This window comes from Micromonospora arida (assembly GCF_042873195.1).
Lineage (GTDB): Bacteria > Actinomycetota > Actinomycetes > Mycobacteriales > Micromonosporaceae > Micromonospora > Micromonospora arida.
Genome location: NZ_JBIALC010000001.1, coordinates 1,159,801 through 1,180,026, shown reverse-complemented (window position 1 = coordinate 1,180,026; position 20,226 = coordinate 1,159,801). Strand labels below are relative to the sequence as shown.

The 20,226-nt window shown below is 71.7% G+C and carries 20 protein-coding genes; 11 read left to right on the top strand and 9 right to left on the bottom strand.

From position 1 onward, the window contains the following. The first annotated feature begins 91 nt into the window (after window positions 1–91). Entirely contained in the window at window positions 92–1,156 is a 1,065-nt protein-coding gene (locus tag ACFYP0_RS05470; protein ID WP_124857124.1) for an ABC transporter substrate-binding protein, read from the top strand. On the opposite strand, the gene ACFYP0_RS05465 is transcribed toward ACFYP0_RS05470, so the two are convergent. Genes ACFYP0_RS05465 through ACFYP0_RS05445 form a run of 5 tightly spaced genes read right to left on the bottom strand, consistent with a single transcriptional unit; the run spans window position 1,077 to window position 6,219 of the window. After that, window positions 1,077–1,757, bottom strand: a complete 681-nt coding sequence (locus ACFYP0_RS05465; RefSeq protein WP_244218954.1) for an ABC transporter ATP-binding protein — start codon at window positions 1,755–1,757, stop codon at window positions 1,077–1,079. The genes ACFYP0_RS05470 and ACFYP0_RS05465 overlap by 80 nt on opposite strands. After that, complete coding sequence (locus ACFYP0_RS05460) at window positions 1,754–2,758, bottom strand: ABC transporter ATP-binding protein (RefSeq protein ID WP_124857128.1); 1,005 nt, start codon at window positions 2,756–2,758, stop codon at window positions 1,754–1,756. The genes ACFYP0_RS05465 and ACFYP0_RS05460 overlap by 4 nt, the downstream gene beginning before the upstream one ends. Continuing rightward, complete coding sequence (locus ACFYP0_RS05455) at window positions 2,755–3,639, bottom strand: ABC transporter permease (protein WP_124857130.1); 885 nt, start codon at window positions 3,637–3,639, stop codon at window positions 2,755–2,757. Before ACFYP0_RS05455 ends, ACFYP0_RS05460 begins: the two co-directional genes overlap by 4 nt. Continuing rightward, window positions 3,632–4,651 (bottom strand): ABC transporter permease, encoded by a 1,020-nt coding sequence (locus ACFYP0_RS05450; protein WP_244218955.1) that lies wholly within the window; start codon window positions 4,649–4,651, stop codon window positions 3,632–3,634. Before ACFYP0_RS05450 ends, ACFYP0_RS05455 begins: the two co-directional genes overlap by 8 nt. Next, the gene (locus ACFYP0_RS05445; protein WP_244218956.1) at window positions 4,621–6,219 is read right to left on the bottom strand and encodes an ABC transporter substrate-binding protein; all 1,599 of its coding nucleotides are present in this window, start codon (window positions 6,217–6,219) and stop codon (window positions 4,621–4,623) included. Before ACFYP0_RS05445 ends, ACFYP0_RS05450 begins: the two co-directional genes overlap by 31 nt. A gap of 189 nt (window positions 6,220–6,408) precedes the next feature. Here ACFYP0_RS05445 and ACFYP0_RS05440 point away from each other — a divergent pair, with 189 nt between their 5' ends. Then, a complete protein-coding gene (locus ACFYP0_RS05440) occupies window positions 6,409–6,909 on the top strand; it encodes a signal peptidase II (RefSeq protein ID WP_124857132.1) in 501 nt (166 codons plus the stop codon). Here the strand turns inward: ACFYP0_RS05440 and ACFYP0_RS05435 are convergent. From ACFYP0_RS05435 to ACFYP0_RS05420, 4 genes are read right to left on the bottom strand one after another with little or no spacing between them, the layout of a single operon-like run. Beyond that, window positions 6,898–7,500 carry a LutC/YkgG family protein gene (locus ACFYP0_RS05435; protein WP_244218957.1) on the bottom strand — a complete coding sequence of 201 codons (603 nt, stop codon included), beginning with the start codon at window positions 7,498–7,500 and terminating at the stop codon, window positions 6,898–6,900. The genes ACFYP0_RS05440 and ACFYP0_RS05435 overlap by 12 nt on opposite strands. Continuing rightward, a complete protein-coding gene (locus ACFYP0_RS05430) occupies window positions 7,497–8,942 on the bottom strand; it encodes a LutB/LldF family L-lactate oxidation iron-sulfur protein (protein WP_124857136.1) in 1,446 nt (481 codons plus the stop codon). Before ACFYP0_RS05430 ends, ACFYP0_RS05435 begins: the two co-directional genes overlap by 4 nt. Then, the gene (locus ACFYP0_RS05425) at window positions 8,939–9,649 is read right to left on the bottom strand and encodes a (Fe-S)-binding protein (protein WP_124857138.1); all 711 of its coding nucleotides are present in this window, start codon (window positions 9,647–9,649) and stop codon (window positions 8,939–8,941) included. The genes ACFYP0_RS05430 and ACFYP0_RS05425 overlap by 4 nt, the downstream gene beginning before the upstream one ends. Before the next feature lie 29 nt (window positions 9,650–9,678). Then, window positions 9,679–10,398 (bottom strand): GntR family transcriptional regulator, encoded by a 720-nt coding sequence (locus ACFYP0_RS05420; RefSeq protein ID WP_124857140.1) that lies wholly within the window; start codon window positions 10,396–10,398, stop codon window positions 9,679–9,681. 124 nt (window positions 10,399–10,522) lie between these two features. Here ACFYP0_RS05420 and ACFYP0_RS05415 point away from each other — a divergent pair, with 124 nt between their 5' ends. From ACFYP0_RS05415 to ACFYP0_RS05375, 9 genes are read left to right on the top strand one after another with little or no spacing between them, the layout of a single operon-like run. Next, window positions 10,523–11,572, top strand: a complete 1,050-nt coding sequence (locus ACFYP0_RS05415; RefSeq protein WP_208741122.1) for a sugar ABC transporter substrate-binding protein — start codon at window positions 10,523–10,525, stop codon at window positions 11,570–11,572. Then, on the top strand, window positions 11,572–12,660 hold the full coding sequence (locus ACFYP0_RS05410) for a mandelate racemase/muconate lactonizing enzyme family protein (protein ID WP_124857142.1): 1,089 nt from the start codon (window positions 11,572–11,574) through the stop codon (window positions 12,658–12,660). Before ACFYP0_RS05415 ends, ACFYP0_RS05410 begins: the two co-directional genes overlap by 1 nt. Further along, window positions 12,657–13,730 carry an ABC transporter permease gene (locus tag ACFYP0_RS05405; protein WP_386994526.1) on the top strand — a complete coding sequence of 358 codons (1,074 nt, stop codon included), beginning with the start codon at window positions 12,657–12,659 and terminating at the stop codon, window positions 13,728–13,730. The genes ACFYP0_RS05410 and ACFYP0_RS05405 overlap by 4 nt, the downstream gene beginning before the upstream one ends. 5 nt (window positions 13,731–13,735) lie before the next feature. Continuing rightward, window positions 13,736–14,677, top strand: coding sequence for an ABC transporter permease (locus ACFYP0_RS05400; RefSeq protein ID WP_158629597.1), 942 nt, complete (start codon window positions 13,736–13,738; stop codon window positions 14,675–14,677). After that, window positions 14,674–16,206, top strand: a complete 1,533-nt coding sequence (locus ACFYP0_RS05395) for a sugar ABC transporter ATP-binding protein (protein WP_124857148.1) — start codon at window positions 14,674–14,676, stop codon at window positions 16,204–16,206. The genes ACFYP0_RS05400 and ACFYP0_RS05395 overlap by 4 nt, the downstream gene beginning before the upstream one ends. After that, a complete protein-coding gene (locus ACFYP0_RS05390; RefSeq protein WP_356974885.1) occupies window positions 16,203–17,180 on the top strand; it encodes an aldo/keto reductase in 978 nt (325 codons plus the stop codon). The genes ACFYP0_RS05395 and ACFYP0_RS05390 overlap by 4 nt, the downstream gene beginning before the upstream one ends. After that, entirely contained in the window at window positions 17,177–18,022 is an 846-nt protein-coding gene (locus ACFYP0_RS05385) for an amidohydrolase family protein (RefSeq protein ID WP_356974887.1), read from the top strand. Before ACFYP0_RS05390 ends, ACFYP0_RS05385 begins: the two co-directional genes overlap by 4 nt. After that, a complete protein-coding gene (locus tag ACFYP0_RS05380; protein WP_356974889.1) occupies window positions 18,019–18,858 on the top strand; it encodes a fumarylacetoacetate hydrolase family protein in 840 nt (279 codons plus the stop codon). Before ACFYP0_RS05385 ends, ACFYP0_RS05380 begins: the two co-directional genes overlap by 4 nt. Next, window positions 18,858–20,162, top strand: a complete 1,305-nt coding sequence (locus tag ACFYP0_RS05375; RefSeq protein ID WP_356974891.1) for an L-fuconate dehydratase — start codon at window positions 18,858–18,860, stop codon at window positions 20,160–20,162. Before ACFYP0_RS05380 ends, ACFYP0_RS05375 begins: the two co-directional genes overlap by 1 nt. Window positions 20,163–20,226: the final 64 nt, after the last annotated feature.

Genomic DNA, 20,226 nt, shown 5'->3' with positions numbered 1-20,226 from the left:
AGCATCCTGCGGCCCGGTGACGAGAAGTTCCCCTACAGCGACGGCTCGCACAAGTGGACGTGGCGCGGTCGCGCCTGGTAGGCAGGCGGTTGTGCGCATCGTTTCCCTGCTGCCGGCGGCCACGGACATCGTGGCCATGCTCGGCCTGACCGGGCACCTGGTCGGCCGTACCCACGAGTGTGACTGGCCGCCGGGGGCCCTGGCCGACGTCCCGGCGGTGACCGCGACGTCCCTGCCGGAGACCTTGACGAGCCGGGAGATCTCGGCGGCGATCGCCGGTGACGCGCACCGAGGCTCGTCGTTGTACCAGCTCCACGTCGCCATGCTGGAGCGGTTGAAGCCGGATCTGATCCTGACCCAGGATCTGTGCGACGTGTGTGCGGTCTCCTACGAGCGGGTCAACGACGCGGTTGGTCTGATCGATCTCGACACCAGGGTAATGTCCCTGGAGGCGCGGACCATCGACGGGATCCTGGACACTGTCGATGCCGTGGCCGCGCTGACCGGCACCGAAGGCAGGGCGGCGGAGATCCGAGCCGACGCCGAGCGTCGCCTCGCCGCGTTGCCAGGGCCGGTGCCCGGCGCGCCGACGGTGCTGTTCGTCGAGTGGCTCGACCCGTTGATGCCGGGCGGGCACTGGGTTCCGGAGCAGATCACCTACGCGGGTGGGCGGTCGCTGCTGCTCGGGCCGGGTGCGCACAGCACCCCGCACCCGTGGTCGGTGGTCGCGGACCTGGCCCCCGACGTGGTGGTGTTCGGGCCGTGCGGGTTCACGCCGGAGCGAACCATCGATGAGCTGTCCGTGGCGACCGCGCAACCCGGCTGGGCGGACCTGCCCGCGGTTCGTCAGGGGCAGGTGTGGGTGGTCGACGGGCCTGCCTACTTCAACCGCCCCGGCCCGAGGGTCGTCGACGGCGCGGAGATCCTCGCCGGCATCCTCGGCGGGCCGCCCCGACTCCCGCGCCCGGCGGGTGCAGCTCGACGTCGGCTGACGCTGTCGCGCCCGAGTGGCGGAGGCGGACCTCCGATGCCGATCGCCCGTTGCCCCTGGCATTCGCGACGGCCCGGAGTGCGGGTCAGGTGCGCGCCCTCGCTGCACCGGCGAGGTCGACGATCCGGTCACTCCAGTGGTCCAGCAGGGTCTGGTCGTGGGTGATGACCAGGACGCCAGCCCGCTGGGTCCGCTGGTAGTCGCGGATGACGGCGGCGACGTGCGCCTGGGTCGAGGCGTCCAGCATCGCCGTGGCCTCGTCGCAGAGCAGGTAGTCCGGCCGGTGTACGAGGGCCCGGGCGAGGCAGGCGCGTTGCAGTTGCCCGTCGGACACCGCGTGTGGCCGTCGGCCGCGCAGGTCGGCGGTGAGGCCGACGAGGTCGGCGAGTTCGGCCACCCGCTCCCGAACCGTCGCCTCGGGGGTTCGGACGGCACGTAGCGGTTCGGCGATCAGGTCGTCCAGGCTCAGCCGGGGATCGGCGGCGGCGCGCGGGCTCTGGAACAGGACGGCGACGCGGGTCCGCAGGTCGACCGGCACGGCGTACCGCACTCCGTGGACCGGCGTGCCGTCGATGCTGACCTGGCCGTGGTCCGGGCGGTGCAGGAGGGCCAGGACCCGGACCAGTGTCGACTTGCCACATCCGGACGGGCCGCGGAGTCCGACCGTCTCGTCCCGGCCGACCCGCACCGTGACACCGTCGAGCACGACCTGACGGCCGTACCCGACGGTCACCTCGTCGGCGAGCAGGTGTTCTGGACTGGTCACGTGACGGCTCCGGTGCGGATCGGGTGGTGGCAGGCGACGGTGCCGTCGTCGGCGATCGGCGTCGGCGGCGGCTGGCTCGCGCAGGTGTCGGTGCGGTGCGGGCAGCGGGGCGCGAACGCGCAGCCCGGAGGCAGCGCGGTGAGCATCGGCGGGTCGCCCGGCACCGGCCGGAAGGCACGGTCCGGCAGGGCGTCGAGCAGCGCCGAGGCGTACGGGTGGGCCGGTGCGGTGAAGAGTCGGTCGGTGTCGCGGTGTTCCACGATGCGGCTGGCGTACATGACGGCGACGGTGTCGGCGACCCGTTGCGCGGCTGCCAGGTCGTGCGTGATGAGCACGACGGCCGAGCCGTTGTCGCAGCGGCGTCTCAGCAGGTCGAGGGTGTGGTCGACCAGGGGTCGGTCCAACCCGGTGGTGGGCTCGTCGGCGATGAGCAGCGACGGGTCGGGTGCCAGCGCGAGCGCGGTGACCAGACGCTGTGCCATGCCACCGGAGAGTTCGTGGGGGTAGCGGTCGAGGTCCGCTGGGTCGAGCCCGACGTCGACAGCCAGTTGGTCGGCGTCGGCGCGGTCGTGGCCGTGCGCCCGCAGCGTCTCGGCGAGCAGTCGGCGTCCGGTGCGCACCGGGTTCAGGGCGGTGGCCGGGCTCTGCGGCACCAGCCCGACCCGGCGCCCACGCACTCTGCGCGCCAGGTGGCGCTGACCGCAGGTGATCAGGTCGACCGGTTCGCTGTCCGGCTCGTGCAGGACGGCGTGGCCGGTGGTCGTGGCGTTGCCGGGCAGCAGGCCGAGCAGGGCGTGGGCCAGGACGGACTTGCCGCAGCCGGACTCGCCGACGATGGCGAGCAACTCGCCGGCCCGTACGGTGAGGTTGAGGTCGCTGACGGCACGCACCGTCGCGTCGCGGAGTCGGAACTCGACGCCGAGGCCATCAACGGTGAGCAGCGGCTCACTCGTGCCGGCGCGGGGCGACGCGATGGCGGGACCGGATTCGGTGGTGGTCACAGGTGCAGCTCCGCTCGGACCCGGGGATCGAGGCGGTCGCGCCAGCGGGCGGCGAGGACCGCGATGGCCAGGGTGACGACGACGATGACCGCGCCCGGCGCCAGGCTGGCCCACCAGGCACCTGTCAGCAGCGACCCCTGACCGTCATTGATCATGTTGCCGAGTGAGGCGAGGTGCGGCGGTAGGCCCAGGCCGAGGAACGACAGGGCGGTCTCGTGCCATACCGCGTGCGGGATCATCAGGGTGGTGGCCAACGCCAGCCGGGGCAGGACGTGCGGCAGCAGGTGTCGGGTGAGGACCCGGAATCGGCCGGCCCCACCGCTGATCGCGGCGTCGACGAACGGTCGGGTCCGCAGGCTCAACAACTCGGATCGGACGATGCGGGCGGTGGAGAGCCAGTGGGTGAGCCCGACGGAGGCGATCACCGCGCCGAGGCTGGGACGCAGCATGGCGACGATGAAGATGCCCAGCAGCAGGTGGGGCATCGCGGCGATGGTGTCCACCATCCGCATCAGGAGCCGGTCCACCCGGCCGCCGAGCATGCCGGCGATCCCGCCGACCACGCCCCCGAGAACCGTGGCCACGAGGGCGGCGACCGCGCCGACGAGCAACGAGACCCGCAGTCCGTAGACGGCCCGGTGTGCCACGTCGCGGCCCAGGTCGTCGGTGCCAGCGAGGTGGGTCCAGGACGGTGCCAACCGGGTCTGGTCCAGCGCGACCGCGCTCTGGTCGAGCGGCCAGACGAGCGGAGCGAGCAGCGAACCGACGACGGCCACCAGCAGGACCAGGCCGGCGATGACGACGCCGGTCTGGCCGGGTCGCAGCCGCAGCCGGGACCGGGCCAGGTGGAGCAGCGGCGGTCGGGTTGCAAGGTCAGCCATCGAGTCGCACCCTTGGGTCGGCGGCGGCGTAGGCGAGGTCGGTCGTGAGGTTCGCGGCCAGCACCACGGCGGTGGTGACCAGCGTGATCGCCGCCAACAGCGGGAAGTCGCTGCCCAGCGCGGCGGCCACCGTGACGGCACCGAGGCCCGGCAGCGAGAAGACCGTCTCGACAAGCACCGCCCCGCCGACCAGCTCGGGCAGGTGGGTGCCGACCAGGGTGAGGAACGGCAGCAGCGCGGTCCGTAACGCGTGCCCGAACAGGACCGTCCGCCCGGGCAACCCGCGGGCCCGCGCCGCGAGCACGTGGTCGTCGCGCATGCTCTCCGCTACCGCGTCCCGGACGAACAGCACGAACCACGGTGCCTGGGAAACGGCCAGCACTCCGACCGGCAGGATCAGGTGGTGCGCCACGTCGGCCCACGAGGTGCTGGTCGCTGTGACATCGGTGAGCCCACCCGCCGGAAACCAGCCCAGGGCCAGCGCGAACACGGCGATCGCGGCCAGGCCCAGCCAGAACACCGGCATCGACTGCACCGCATAGGCGGCAGTCCGCAGCGCGCGGTCGAACAGCCCACCCCTGCGGTACGCGGCCAACGAGCCCAGTAGCAGGCTCCCGACCAGGGCCAGGGCCAGGGCAACGCCGATCAGCAGCAGCGTCCAGCCGGCCCGGGCGGAGAGCACCGAGGCGACCGGCTCGTGACGACTCGTCGACCAGCCCAGATCGCCCTGGACCAGGTTGCCGATCCAGCGCAGGTACTGCACCGGCAGCGGGTCGTCGACACCCCAGTTGGCGCGGATCTGTGCCAGGTTCTCCTCGCTGGCGGTGAAGGCCGCCGCGCCCGCGTACTGCTTGGCGGGGTCGACAGGTGAGGCGGCCCCCAGGGCGAACATCCCGATGCTCGTCGCGGCGAGCACGGGCACGGCTACCAGGAGGCGGCGTCGGACCACCGCCCCGGCCCCGGCCAGTCGGCCGGAGCGGGTCATGAGCGCGTCCAGGTGTTGATGTTCCACCAGATGCTGTTCGCCACCCCGTGCTCGTGCGCCTCGACCCGGGGGGCCGTGCCCTGGACGGAGGACTTCAGCACGTAGGTGTGCCGCAGGTAGGTGAGGAACAGCCACGGCACGTCAGTGGCCAACTGCTTCTGGAACTGCGCGTACGCGGCCTTGCGAAGAGCCGGGTCGATCTGGTCGCGGCCCTCCTGAAGAGCGCGGTCCGTCACCTCGGAGCGGTACGAGCCAGGGTTGAAGTAGCCCTGCCCTGCGAATTGGGAGCTGAACAGCTTGTACGAGACGAAGTCCGGGTCGTACGGCGTGCCGTAGCCCATCAGCAGGGCGTCGGACTTCATCCGCGGGTCGATGGCGTCCCAGGTGAGCCCGGCCGGCGTGACCTCGATGCCGATCTTCTTCGCGTCGGCGGTGACGGCCAGGGCCAGGTCCTTGCGCAGGGTGTCGGTTGCCGGGTACATCAGCGTGAACCGGGCCGGCCGGCCGTCCTTGGCCCGCACCCCACCCGAACCGGGCTTCCAACCGGCCGCGTCGAGCAGCGCGCTCGCCGCCGTCGCGTCGGCGGTCGGCGTGCCGACTGTCGAAGGGTCGGCGAACTCGGAGGTCGGGGGGACCGGCCCGAACGCCGGCTCGCCGGCGCCACCGAGGATGCCGGAGACCATCGCGGCCCGGTCGACGGCGAGGTTGAGCGCCCGGCGGACCGCCGGGTCGGCGAGGACCGGGTTGCCCATCGGCAGCATCACGCCCCGGTAGTCGGCGGTCGGCACCCGCTGCACCCGGTACGCGGTGTCGGAGTCGAATCCGGAGGCGAGCTTCGGCGGCAGCTCGGCGGCGTCGAACTCGCCGGCCCGCATCCGCTGGGCGCGGACGTTGTCGTCGGCGACGAACGCCACCACGACCCGGTTGTTCGCCGGCCGGCCACCGAAGTAGCGCTCGTTCGCGGTGAGCACCAGCCGGTCACCCGGCGTCCAGGACTCGACCTTGTACGGCCCGGTCCCGATCGGCTTCCGGTTGAACCCGGTGGTGTTGATGTCCTGCCCGCTGAGCAGCTTCGACGGCACGATGCCGAGGGTGAGTCGCTGCAGGAACGGCGCGTACGGGTAGCGCAGCCGGAACACGACAGTGGTCGCGTCGGGCGCGGTCACCGACTCCACCATGTCCAGGTCGGAGCGGAGCGTGGAGTCCACCTTCGGGTCCAGCACCGCCTGGTAGGTGAAGGCGACGTCCGCCGCGCTCAGCGTGGCGCCGTCGTGGAACTGCACCCCGTCACGCAGTGTGGCGGTCACGGTGCGTCCGTCCGGCGAAACCGTCGGCAGGGCCGTGGCCAGCGCGGGGACGAGGCGGTTGTCACTGTCGCGGGCGACGAGCCCGTCGAAGATCAGCGCAGCGCCGTCGACGCCGAAGTTGAGCACCGGGTTGAGTGCGTCCGGCTCGTCGGAGGTGGCCACGACCAGTGTCGCGCCGCCGGCTGGGCTGTCCGGACTGGTCGGGGTCGAGCAGGCGGCGAGGACGAGCATCCCGGCCGCTGCTGTCGACGCCACGAGCCGTCGGAAGGTCGGACGGATCCGGGTCACGGAACGCTCCTGTGGTGTGGGGAACTCGGCGTGGGCATGCAGGTGCAGCCGCAACAGTTGATGATCACGGTGGCACAGTTGCAAGTTCTTTGCAATTGCCACATGCAGGCATCACGCCCGGCGGGATCCGTCGGACAGGCCCTCGCGCTCCGGTGGTGACGGCCCGCGGTGACCGGCTAGGGTTCCGGGATGTTCCGCGCCGTCGTGTTGATCGCTGCCGTGGTGCTCGCCGCCGATCAGGCCACCAAGTACTGGGCCGAGTCCGCGCTGTCCGACGGGCAGACCATCACCCTCCTCGGTGACCTGCTGCAACTGCGGCTCTTGTACAACCCGGGCGCGGCCTTCTCGGTCGGCTCGGCGTACACCTGGATCTTCGCGGTGTTCGCGGCGGCGGCGGTGGTCGCGGTGACGGTCGTGGCGTGGCGGGTCACGTCGCGCGCCTGGGCGGTGGCGTTGGGCCTGGTGCTCGGCGGCGCGACGACGCACCTGCTGGACCGGCTCTTCCGGGAGCCGGGGTTCGCGCGGGGGCACGTGGTGGACTTCATCGACTACGCCGGGTTCTTCGTCGGCAACGTCGCCGACATCGCCCTGGTGGTCGGCGTGGGCATCGTCATGCTGCTCAACGTGCGCGGCGTCCCGCTGCGGGACCCGGCGGGCGAGACCCGCGAGCAGGTGTCGTCAGACTCCTGAGCCGATCAGGACGACCTCCAGGCGGCGCGGGCCGTGCACTCCCTCGACCCGGTTCAGCTCGATGTCGCTCGTCGCGGACGGGCCGGAGATCCAGGTCAGTGGCGCGCGCGGGTCAAGTCGGGTCAGCGCCTCCGGCAGCAGGCCGACGACCTGGTCGGTGCGGACGACGCAGATGTGCCGGTCGGGCACCAGGGTGAGCGCACGTCGACCCTGCGCCGGGCCGGCGTCCAGGATGATGGTGCCGGTGTCGGCGACCACGACGGCGCAGCCGGTCAGGACCGCGTCCAGGTCGTCGAGCGCGGCCGGTGACAGCGGGGGCGCGTCGCGGTGCAGCTCTCCCGCGTAGCCGGCCAGCCAGTCGGCGGGGACGTCGATGGGTACGGCGAGCCGGTCGACCTCGCTGAGCAGCCGAGGTAGGGCGTCGATGCCGTGGTGGACGACCGCCCGGTAGTCCTCCAGGCGGTCGACCAGGGTGTCGATCAGATTGGGGCGGTCGTCGACCCGGCGGTACCCGCGGGGCACCTGCACCGGCGGCGGGCTGTCGGCCAGCGCCGTCCGGAGCCGCGCCAGGATCTCGTCACGTGCGCTCACTGTTTTCCCCACCATTCCCGGAAGGTCTGCGGCGCGGGCAGCGGCACGTCACGCGACCGGGTCCACGCCGACGCGGGCCAGGGCAGTCGCCGCAGCGTGCGAGCGCCGGTGCGCCGCTCACGGTACGCCCCGAGCGGCCCCGCGCCGGCCCGGGCCAGGCGCAGGGCGGCGGCCCAACGTCGAGGGCTGCGCATCACCCAGGACAGGACGCGCATGGTGGCCCGTTCGGCGGGCGGGTGCGGTGCCTGCTGGCGGAGGTGGACCAGGATCTCCGGAATATTGATCTTCACGGGGCACACGTCGTAGCAGGCGCCGCAGAGGGTCGACGCGTACGGCAGTGAGGCGTTGTCGGCAACACCCGTCAGCTGCGGCGACAGGATCGCGCCGATCGGGCCCGGGTACACCGAGCCGTACGCGTGCCCGCCGGCCCGCTCGTACACCGGGCAGACGTTGAGGCACGCGGAGCAGCGGATGCAGGACAGCGCGGGCCGCCCGACCGGGTCGGCGAGCACAGCGGAGCGGCCGTTGTCGACGAGCACCACGTGCACGTCCTGCGGGCCGTCCCCGGGGGTGACGCCGGTCCACATCGAGGTGTACGGGTTCATCCGCTCACCGGTCGAGGACCGCGGCAGCAGTTGCAGGAAGACCTCCAGGTCGGTGAAGGTCGGCAGCAGCTTCTCGACGCCGACGACGCTGATCAGCGTCTCCGGGAGGGTGAGGCACATGCGGCCGTTGCCCTCGGACTCGACCACCACGAGCGTGCCGGTGTCGGCGACGGCGAAGTTGGCGCCGGAGACGGCGACCCGGGCCGAGAGGAAACGCCGTCGCAGGTGGGCGCGGGCCGCCTCGGCCAGCGCGGCCGGTTCGTCGCTCAGGTCGCTCGGCGCGTCGGCCATGCGACGCTCGAAGATCTCCCGGATCTGGGCCCGGTTGTAGTGGATCGCCGGCACCAGGATGTGCGAGGGGGTGTCCTCGCCGAGCTGCACGATCAGCTCGGCGAGGTCGGTCTCGTACGCGGCGATCCCGGCGGCTTCCAGCGCCTCGTTGAGCTCGATCTCCTGGGTCGCCATCGACTTGACCTTCACGACCTCGTCGGCCCCGGTGGCCCGGGTCAGCTCGACCACGATCCGGCACGCCTCGGCCGCGTCGCGGGCCCAGTGCACTGTGGCGCCGGCGGCGGTGACGGACGCCTCGAACTGCTCCAGCAACTCCGGCAACCGACGTTGGACGTCCGCCTTGATCGCCGAGCCGGCGTCGCGCAGAGCCTCCCAGTCGGGTACCTCGTCGACGACCCGGGCTCGCTTGGCCCGGATGGTGCGGGTGGCCCGGTGCAGGTTGGCCCGGAGCTGCGTGTCGGCGACAGCCGGCTTCGCGGCGGTGGGAAAGGGCAGCGGCGTGCGGATCCGCCCGCCCCCGGTGGCGGGTGCGACCGGATGGCTCATGAGGTGGCTCCCGTCTCGGCGAGAATCTCGGCGTAGTGCACGGCCCGTACGCCTGAGCGGTGGCGGTCGAGGCCGCCGCCGATGTGCGCCAGGCAGGAGTTGTCGGCTGCGGCGAGCACCCGTGCGCCGGTGTCGCGGACCCGGGCGCACTTGTCGGTGAGCATGGCGGTGGAGACGTCCGGGTTCTTCAGTGCGAACGTGCCGCCGAAGCCACAGCACTCCTCGGCGTCGCCCAACTCGACCAGTTGGATCCCGCGCACCTGGCGCAGCAAAGTCAGCGGCCGGTCGCCGAGGCGCAGCATGCGCAGGCCGTGGCAGGTCGGGTGGTAGGTGACCGTCTCCGGGAACTCGGCGCCGACGTCGGTGACGCCGAGAACGTCGACGAGCAACTCGGACAGCTCGTACGTGCGGGCGGCCACCGACGTGGCCGGCGCGTGCAGGCGCGGGTACTGGTCGCGGATCATCGCGGTGCACGACCCGGACGGCGCGACGATGGCGTCGTAGGAGTCGAAGACGTCGACGTAGTTGCGCACCATCGGCATGGCCTCGGCCCGGTAACCCGTGTTGGCGTGCATCTGCCCGCAGCAGGTCTGGTCGGCGGGGAAGTCGACGGTGTGGCCGAGTCGCCGCAGGATGCGGGTGACCGCGATGCCGGTGGCCGGGAACGCGAGGTCGTTGACGCAGGTGATGAAGAGGGCGATCCGCATGGCGGCTCCTCGGAGGTGTGGGGGGTGGATCACGCCGAGTCGCGCGGTGTTGCGGGGGCGGGGAGCTGGTCGAAGGCGGGCAGGTGACGCTCCCGGGCGGCGCTGAGGTGGGCGCGCATCGCCTCGGTGGCGGCTGCCGCGTCGCCGGCGACGATGGCGGCGGCGATGCGCTGGTGCTCGGTGTTGGTGTCCGGTGCGCCGGCGACCGGGAAGTACAGCCGGTGCAGGTGCAGGTGTGAGTGCAGCCGCGTGATGGTGTCCCGCAGCAGAGGGCTGCCGGAGACTTCCGCGATCAGGTCGTGGAACTTCGCGTCCAGCGCGGTGAAGGCGGCGTGTCGGCGATAGCCGTCGCCGGCCTCCACGTCGATGCTCGCAGCCGCCTCGGCGCTGATCCGTTCGCGGGCTTCGGCGGAGGCGTGCGTGGCGGCCCGTCCGGCGGTGGCGCCCTCCAGCAGTTGGCGGACGTCGAACAGGTCGTCGAACTCGGCACGGCTCAGCAGCGGCGTGGTGGTGTAGCCGGAGAGCGGGCGTTTACGGACCAGGCCGTCGGCCTCCAGCCGGGCGAGGGCCTCGCGGACCGGGGTGGGGGAGACGTCGAGCTCCCGGGCGAGCGCGTCGATGTTGACCCGCTCGCCGGGCGGAAGGATGTGGTCCATGACCAGCGTCTTTATCGACTCGTAGACGTCCTCGGCGAGGGTGAGTCGACGGGCGGGACGGAGTCGACCCTCGCGAGGTTCCTGCTGGGCCATCTCGTCTCCTCAGCAACCCCTTGACTGTGCCGGTGTGAGCGAGTACACACTAGCAAAGCAACATCCTATAGGAAATAGGTTCCTCCGCCACCGTCTCGCCACCACCACCCCCGAGGAGACGAACATGTCGCGCAGAATGCTGTCCCGAATCGGCTCCGGCCTGACCGTCGTGGCCCTCGCCACGACCACTGTGGCCTGCACGAAGAAGAGCGACACCACCGACGCCGAAGCCGGTGGCCGGGAACCGGCGCAGGTCAAGGTCGCGCTCGTGCCCGGCGGCTCGCACCCGTACTTCCAGCCCTGGAAGGACGCCGGTGCCAAGGCCAAGACGGAGCTGGCTCTCGGCGACGTCACCTTCAACGAGACCGCGGGCTGGGACCAGACCAAGCAGAACGACGTGCTCAAGTCCCTGGCAGCGCAGGGCTACAACGCCTTCGGCGTCTTCGGCGTCTCGCCGGACAACATCAACTCCACCTTCGAGGACCTCAAGCGGCAGGGCTTCCCCGTCGGCTCGCTGGCCTCCTGCCCGGCCGGGGCCAACAAGGCCGACTTCTGCCTCTCCACGGACGTGGAGGTCGCCGCCTACAAGGGCGCCAAGGCCGCCATCGACGCGATGGGCGGTCAGGGCAACCTGGTGCACCTGACCGGGAACAAGGTCGACTCCAACACCCAACGCCGGATCGCGGGCGTGGAGAAGGCGGTCGCCGAAACCGGTGGCAAGGTGACCCTGCTCCAGAGCGTCACCGACATCGACAAGGATCTGCAGAGCGCGCAGAGGGCCGTGGCCGACCTCCTCGCCGCGAAGGGCCGCCAGATCCAGGCGATCGTGAACACCGCCTACAACCCGGCGGTCGCCTCGGCCGAGGGCGTCCGCCAGTCGAAGCTGCCCATCAAGGTCATCGCCATCGACGACGACCCGACGGTCCTCGACGGGCTGCGCGGCGGCTCGGTGGCCGCCACCGTCCTGCAGAACCCGGTCGGTCAGGCCCAGGTCGGCTCGTACGCCCTGATGAAGCTCAGCGGCGGCTGCACCATGGCCGAACCCGGAGTGACCATCGACTCGGGCTCGTTCGTGGTGACCAAGGACAACCTGGACGGCTACGAGGCCGACCGTACCTCCACCACCGAGGCACTGCGGAAGAAGTTCGACGGCGACCTGCTCAAGTGCAGCTGATGTCGACCATCACCAGGGCCGAGGCGTACCTCGTCGACATTCCCGTCGAGACCGTCCGCACCGACGCGGTACAGGCGTTTCTGAAACAGGAGACGCTCTTCGTCGAGGTGCGCACGGCCGACGGCGGGCACGGCACGGGGTACGCGTACACGATCGGGACCGGCGGCACGGCGGTGCTCGCACTGCTGCGCGACTACCTGTTGCCGCACCTGGTCGGCCGAGATGCCGCCCGGGTGGAGGCGCTCTGGCGGGACCTGCACGCCGCCACCCGCGCCACCGCGGTCGGGGCCATCACCTCGTTGGCGCTCGCCGCGATCGACACCGCGCTGTGGGACCTGCGCGCCCGCGCCGCCGGCCTGCCGCTGTGGGTGCTCGCCGGCGGCGCGAAGGACCGCATCCCGTTGTACGACACCGAGGGTGGCTGGCTGCACCTCACCGAGGACGAGCTGGTCGCCGGCGCGAAGGCGTCCCAGGCGGCCGGCTGGCCCGGCGTCAAGCTGAAGGTCGGCAAACCCAACCCGGCCGAGGACGCCGCTCGCATCGGCGCGGTCCGGGCGGCCCTCGGCGACGACTTCGACGTGATGGTCGACGCCAACCAGTCGCTGACCGCCGCCGAGGCGATCCGCCGGGCCCGGCTGCTCGAACCGCACCAGCTCGCCTGGTTCGAGGAGCCGCTGCCCGCCGACGACGTCGCCGGGCACGAGCTGCTGGCCCGCGCGACGAGCATCCCGGTGGCGGTGGGGGAGTCGATGTACTCGATCGGCCAGTTCGCCGAGTACCTACGCCGGCAGGCGGCCGGCGTCGTCCAGGTCGATGTCGCACGCATCGGTGGCATCACCCCGTGGCTCAAGGTGGCCCACCTGGCCGAGGCGTGCAACGTGGTGGTCTGCCCGCACTTCCTGATGGAACTGCACGTGAGCCTCTGCGCGGCCGTGCCGAACAGCCGCTACGTCGAGCACATCCCGCAACTGCGCGCGATCACCCGGACCGAGATCGCGATCGTCGACGGCCACGCGCTCGCCCCCGGCGAGCCGGGCCTCGGCATCGACTGGGACCGCGACGCGATCGAGGACAGGAGGGTGGCGTGAAGACGGAAACAGCGCCGGAGGCGCCGGCGGTGCCTCCGGCCGCGGAGCCCAGGCCGTCGGCCAGGGCCCTGCCGGTCTGGGCGAACCCCCGGCTCGGCCTGCTCATCGTCATCTCCGTGCTGGTCGTCCTCTTCTCGTCGCTCACCCCCGCGTTTCTCGACCCCCGCCTCACCCTGGCACCGCTGCAGGCCGACATCAGCGTGTACGTCGTGGTCGGTCTCGCCCAGCTCGCCGTGCTCTCGCTCGGGCACATGAACATGGCCGTGGGCCGGATGGCCGCGCTGTCCACCTTCGCGATGGGCCTGGCCTACGACCGGCTCGGCGTCCCACTGCTGGTCGGACTGCTCGTGGGTCTCGCCGTCGGGGCGGGCATCGGCGCGCTCGCCGGCCTGCTCATCGCCAAGACCGGCGTGAACTCCTTCGTGGTCACCCTCGCGCTCGACTTCGGGCTGCTGGGCCTGGTCACGATCCTCTACACCTGGGCGACCGGCGGGGTGTCGTTCGCGGTGCAGCCGAGTGGACTCTCCGCCCTGCGCTTCGACACCTTCGCCGACTACTGCATGGGCGAGGTCTGCGGGCCGCGGATCCCGCTGGTCGTGCCGATCGCGGTCGCGGCGGCGCTCGGTGTCGGGGTGCTGTTCCGGCACGCCCGGCTGGGCCGGGAGATCCTGATGACCGGCTCCAACACGGTCGCCGCCGAGCTGTCCGGCATCCCCACGCACCGCCGGGTCGTCGCCGCGCACGCGTTGAGCGGGCTGCTCGCCGCACTGGCCGGGTTCCTGCTCGCCGCCAACAACGGGGCCTTCTCCGCCAACATCGGTGAGTCGTTCCTGCTGCCGTCGTTCCTGGCCCCGGTGCTCGGCGGGACGCTGCTCGCCGGTGGTGCGGTCAGCGTCCTCGGCACCGCGCTCGGCGCGACCCTCACCCAGGTCATCTACAAGGGCCTCAACCTGCTCCAGTTCTCCCTGGAGGAGCTGAAGCTCTACATCGGACTCGTGCTGCTCGCGGCGCTGTCGCTGGACCGGCTACGGGCCCTGCTCGCCGAGCGAAGGGCGGTGTCATCATCATGAGGAGCGTGATCCGGACCAACGAGTTCACCCTCGCGGTGATCGCGGCGCTCGGGTTCGCGGCACTCGCTGTCGCCACCGACTTCAACCTGCTCACCGCCGGCACCCTGGACGCCTTCCTGCGCTTCCTCGCCCTGCCGATCGTCATCGGCCTGGCCCAGATGGTGGTGCTCGCCGTCGGTCAGATGAACCTCTCGGTGGGCGTGCTCACCGGTTTCTGCGCGGTGGCCTCGGGCTGGCTGATGGTCGACGCCGGGCTGCCCGCCCCGGTCGCGGTGCTCGCCGCGCTGGCCCTCGGCGCCGTTGTCGGGCTGGTCAACGGCCTGTTGGTGATCTTCACCCGGATCAACGGGTTCATCGTCACCCTCGCCACCATGACGATCCTCGAAGGGCTGCGGTACGGGGTGAACGGCACCGGCACCTACCAGGGCTACTCGCCCGGCCTGCGCGAGTTCGGGCAGGCGTCAGTGGCCGGCGTACCCGTGGTCTTCCTGCTGGCGGTCGCGATCGCCGTCGCGGTCGCCCTCTTCTTCCGGCGCACCGTGCCCGGACGGCATCTGCTCGCCTCCGGCGGCAACCCGTTCGCCGCCCGGCTGTCGGGCATCTCCAACGACCGGGCGTTGGTGCTGGCCCACACCCTGTCGGGGCTGCTGGCCGGCTTCGCCGCGGTGATCGTGGTGGCCGCCTTCGGATCGGTGAACGCCTCGATCGGCGACGACCTGCTGCTGCCCAGCTTCGCCGCGCCGATCATCGGCGGGGTGGCCCTGGCCGGCGGCATGATCAGCGTGACCGGCACGGTGCTCGCCGCCTTCCTGGTGCGGCTGGTCGATGTGAGCCAGTCGCAGTTCGACATCAACCGACGGTGGGTGGACCTCATCATCGGCGCGGTCGTCCTCGGCGCGGTGCTGCTCGGTCAGTTCCGCGACAAGCTCTCCGGAGGTTCACGATGACCGTCGTGCTGTCCGCCGAGAAACTGGTCAAGACCTTCCCCGGGGTACGCGCCCTGGACGAGGCGACGCTGACTCTGACCGCCGGCAGCGTGCACGCGCTGCTCGGCGAGAACGGCGCCGGCAAGAGCACCCTGATCAAGATCCTGACCGGGGTGTACCGACCGGACGGTGGGCAGTTGCGGCTGCCCGGGCCCGACGGTGAGCTGCGCGCGGTGCAGCTGGGCAACCCGCAGGACGCCCAGCGGGCCGGCATCGGTGTCGTGCACCAGGAGCGGAACCTGATCCCGGCGTTCAGCGTCGCCGAGAACATCTGCCTGCAACACCTGCCCCGCCGCGCCGGCCTGCTCGACCGGGCGGCGCTGCGTACCGAGGCCCGCCGTTGCCTCGACCTGCTCGACCTCGACCTGGACCCCGACCTGCCGGTGTCGCGGCTGTCGGTGGCCCAACTGCAACTGGTGGAGATCGCCAAGGCGCTGTCGGCGGACTCGACAGTGCTGCTGCTCGACGAACCGACAGCGTCGCTGACCAACGACGAGGCCGACCGGCTCTACGGCATCGTGCGTCGGCTGTCCGAGCGGGGTCACGCCACCGTGCTGGTCAGCCACAAGCTGGAGGAGGTCTTCGCGGTCGCCGACACGGTGACCGTGCTGCGCGACGGGCGCAGCGTCGCCGAGGCGGAACCCCTCGCCGACCACAGCCGCGAGGAGATCGTCGACCTGATGGTCGGCCGGGCGTACCAGCAGGTGCACCTCGCCCCCAGGACCGTCGCGGCGGACGTCGAACCGGCGCTGGTCCTCGATGCCGTCGCCACCACCGCCGGCCACCACGACGTCAGCCTCGCCGTCCGCCCCGGTGAGATCGTCGGCCTGTACGGATTGGTCGGCGCGGGCCGCAGCGAGCTGGCCAAGGCGCTGCTCGGCCTCGACCGGATCAGCTCCGGGGAGGTGCGGGTACACGGCCGTCCGGCCCGGATCCGGGACGTGGGCGACGCCCTGCACCGGTACCGGATCGGCTACGTCACCGAGAACCGCAAGGAGGAGGGCCTCTTCCTCGACCAGACCGTGGCCCGCAACACGGCGGTGACGGTGTGGCGTCGGCTGGCCCGGCTGGGGCTGGTCCGCGACCGCTCCGAGCGGCTGCTGGTCAACGAGTACGCCGATCGGCTGGGCATCCGACTCGCCTCGCCCGACCAGCACGCCGGTCAGCTCTCCGGCGGCAACCAGCAGAAGGTCAGCCTGGCCAAGTGGCTGGCGGCCGACTGCGACGTGCTCATCATCGACGAGCCCACCGTCGGCATCGACGTGCGCACCAAGGCCGCCTTCCACGAGTTGATCGCCGGCCTCGCCGCGCGCGGAATGGCCATCCTGCTGATCTCGTCGGACCTGCCGGAGATGGTCACCCTCGCCGACCGGATCGCGGTGATGCGGGTGTTCGCCATTGTTGGTGAACTGGACAACGACCACGACTACGACCGGATGAGTCAGTCGGTGATCCGGTTCATCCATGACGGGCAGGGGGTGGTCGCGTGAAGGCCACCGAACCAGTGACCCTGGGGCGTACCGATGTGGCGGTGACCCGGCTCGGGCTGGGGCTCGCCCCGATCGGTGGAATGTTCGACGCCGTCGGTGACGAGGTAGCCCACGCCACAGTCGAGGCGGCCTGGGATCTCGGGCTGCGTTACTTCGACACCGCCCCGCTCTACGGCTGCGGCCTCTCCGAGCGGCGCGCCGGGGCGGCCCTCGCCGGCAAGCCGCGCGACGCGTTCACCCTCTCCACCAAGGTGGGTCGGCTGCTCGTCCCCGACGGTGGTGACCGGCAGGAGTTCTGGGCCGAGCCGACCGACCTCACGCCGCAGTTCGACTTCTCCGCCGCCGGGGTACGTCGTTCCCACGCGGAGAGCCTGGCCCGGTTGGGGCTGGACCGGATCGACATCGCGCACATCCACGACCCGGACGACCACCTCGCCGAGGCGGTCGCCGGAGCGTACCCGGCGTTGGCGCAGTTGCGGGAGGCCGGCGAGATCGGCGCGGTCAGCGCCGGGATGAACCAGGCCCCGGCGCTGGTCGAGCTGGCCCACGCCGGCGACTTCGACTGCTTCATGCTCGCCGGCCGGTACACGCTGCTCGACCAGTCCGGCCTCGACGAGCTGCTGCCGCTGGCTCACGCGAAGGGGATCGCGATCATCGCCGCCGGGGTCTACAACTCGGGCCTGCTGGCCGACCCGACACCGGGCGCCCACTATGACTACGCCCCGGCCGGGCAGGGGCTGCTGGACCGGGCCACCGCGATCCGGTCGGTGTGCGAGCGGCACGGCGTACCGCTGCGGGCCGCGGCGATCCAGTTTCCGCTCGGGCATCCGGCGGTTGCCAGCGTGGTGGTCGGCGCCCGGGACCCGGAGCAGATCGCCGACAACGTGGCGATGTTCGAGTGGGACGTGCCTGGCGCCCTCTGGGCCGATCTCAAGGCCGAGCGTCTGCTGCCGAGCGAGGTGCCGACGCCGTGATCATCGACGCGCACCACCACCTGTGGACCGCCGACTACCAGTGGCTCGCCGAGCCCGGCCTGGAGGCGATCCGGCGCGACTACACCATCGCCGACCTCCTACCCCAGCTGAACGAGGTCGGGGTGACGGCGACCGTGCTGGTCGAGGCGGGCCGCTGCGCCGCCGAGGAGACCGCCGAGTTTCTGGCCCACGCCGCCACCACGCCCCGGATCGCCGGCGTGGTCGGCTGGGCGTCGCTCACCGACCCGGCGATCGCCGCCACCCTCGCCGGCTACCGCGAGCTGCCCGGCGCGACGAAGCTGGTCGGGCTCCGCGACCAGGTGCAGGGAGTCGCCGACCCCGGGCACCTGGCCCGCTCCGACGTCCGCGCCGCCCTCGCGGCGATCGGGGCCGCCGGCCTCACCTTCGACCTGGTCGTCCACGTCGGACAGCTGACCAGCTGCGCCGAGGCGGCGCGGGCCACGCCGGGCACCACCTTCGTCCTCGACCACCTGGGCAAGCCGAGGATCGCCGCCGCCGCCGGCCTCGCCGAGTGGCGCACGGCGGTACGCGACCTGGCCGGCTGCGACAACGTCGTCGCGAAGCTCTCCGGCCTGCTCACCGAGGCCGGCCCCGGGTGGCGGGTGGCCGACATCCGGCCGTACGTCGACACCGCGCTGGAGCTGTTCGGCCCGCACCGGCTGATGGCCGGCTCGGACTGGCCCGTCTGCGACCTCGTCGCCTCGTACGCCGAGGTGTGGACGGCGATCGACGCCGGCTTGGGGGAGCTGTCGGCCGCCGAACGGGCAGACGTCCTGGCCGGCACCGCAATTCGTACCTATGCACTGGAGGTTGGTTCGTGAGACTCATGCGCGTCGGGCCCGTGGGGCGGGAACGCCCCGTGCTGTACGTCGATGGGCGGCACTTCGACCTCTCGTCGCTCACCGCCGACATCGACGGCGAGTTCCTCGCCGGCGACGGCGTCCGGCGGGTCCGCGAGGCCACCGACCTGCCCGAGATCGACGTCACCGGTCAGCGGGTCGGCGCACCGATCGCCCGGCCCGGCGTGGTGCTCTGCGTGGGGCAGAACTACGCGGCGCACGCCGCCGAGTCGGGCGCCGCGCCACCGACCGACCCGATCATCTTCTACAAGGCGCCCAACACCGTCGTCGGCCCGTACGACGAGGTCCTGATCCCGCGCGGGTCGACGAAGACCGACTGGGAGGTGGAGCTGGCGGTGGTGATCGGCCGGACGGTGCGCTACCTCGCCTCACCGGCCGACGCCCTCGGGCACATCGCCGGGTACGTGCTGTCCAACGACGTCTCCGAGCGGGACTTCCAACTCGCGGTCTCCGGTGGCCAGTGGTCGAAGGGCAAGTCCTGTGAGACGTTCCAACCGCTCGGCCCGTGGCTGGTCACCGCCGACGAGATCGGCGACCCGCAGGCGCTGCGGCTGCGCTCCTGGGTCAACGGCGAGCCCCGCCAGGACTCCAGCACCAAAGACATGATCTTCGACGTGGCGTACCTGATCTGGCACCTGTCCCAGTACACAGTCCTGGACCCGGGCGACGTCATCAACACCGGCACCCCGCAGGGGGTGGCGCTCTCCGGCCGGTTCCCGTACCTGGCCGTCGGCGACGTGATGGAGGTCGAGATCGACGGCCTCGGCCGGCAGCGCAACACAGTCCGGGACGCCTGATGGCGGTGATCACCTCGGTCGACACGTACGACGTCCGGTTCCCGACCTCGCGGGACCTCGACGGCTCCGACGCGATGAACCCCGACCCCGACTACTCGGCCGCGTACCTGGTGCTGAGCACTGACGACGGCCTGGACGGGCACGGATTCACCTTCACCATCGGGCGGGGCAACGACGTCTGCCGGGCGGCCATCGACGCGCTGGTGCCGTACGTGGTCGGCCTCGACCCGGACACCGTGGACCTCGGCGCGTTCGCCCGCTCGCTCACCCACGACTCGCAGCTGCGCTGGCTCGGCCCGGAGAAGGGCGTGATGCACCTGGCCGCCGCAGCGGTGATCAACGCGATGTGGGACCTGGTCGCCAAGAGGGCGGGCAAGCCGGTCTGGCGCTACCTGGCCGACCTCAGCCCCGAGCAGATCGTCGACCTGGTCGACTGGCGCTACCTCACCGACGCCCTCAACCCCGACGAGGCGCTGGAGATCCTGCGCGCCGCCGAGCCGGGCCGGGCCGACCGGATCGCCCGGCTGACCGAGCGGGGCTACCCCGCGTACACCACGTCACCCGGCTGGCTCGGCTACTCCGACGACAAGGTGGTCCGGCTGGCCCGGCAGGCCGTGGCCGACGGGTTCAGCCAGATCAAGCTGAAGGTGGGCGCGGACGCCGCCGACGACGTCCGCCGCCTGAAGATCGCCCGCGAGGCGGTCGGCCCGCAGATCCGGATCGCGCTCGACGCCAACCAGCGCTGGGACGTCGCCGAGGCGGTCGACCGGATGCGTGAGCTGGCGCCGTACGACCCGTGGTGGATCGAGGAACCGACCAGCCCCGACGACGTGCTCGCCCACGCGGCGATCCGATCCGCCCTGGCCACCAGCGCACCCGACGGCGGGCCGATCCGGGTCGCCACCGGCGAGCACGTCGCGAACAGGGTCGTGTTCAAACAGCTGCTCCAGGCCGACGCCATCGACGTCGTGCAGATCGACGCGTGCCGGGTGGGTGGCGTGAACGAGAACGTCGCCATCCTGCTGCTGGCCGTGAAGTACGGGGTGCCGGTCTGCCCGCACGCCGGGGGAGTGGGCCTGTGCGAGCTGGTGCAGCACCTGTCGATGTTCGACTTCGTGGCGGTGTCCGGTTCGATGCGCGACCGGGTCGTCGAGTACGTCGACCACCTGCACGAACACTTCCTCGATCCGGTGGTGATCAAGGACGGGCACTACGTGGCACCCAGCGCCCCCGGGTTCTCCGCCGCGATGCGTCCGGAGAGCCTCGCCACGTACGCGTACCCCGACGGGCCGGCATGGGTCTGACGAACCTCGACACGCACGACCGCACGGCCTCATCGACGGCGGTGCGTCACCTCAGCGGACCACT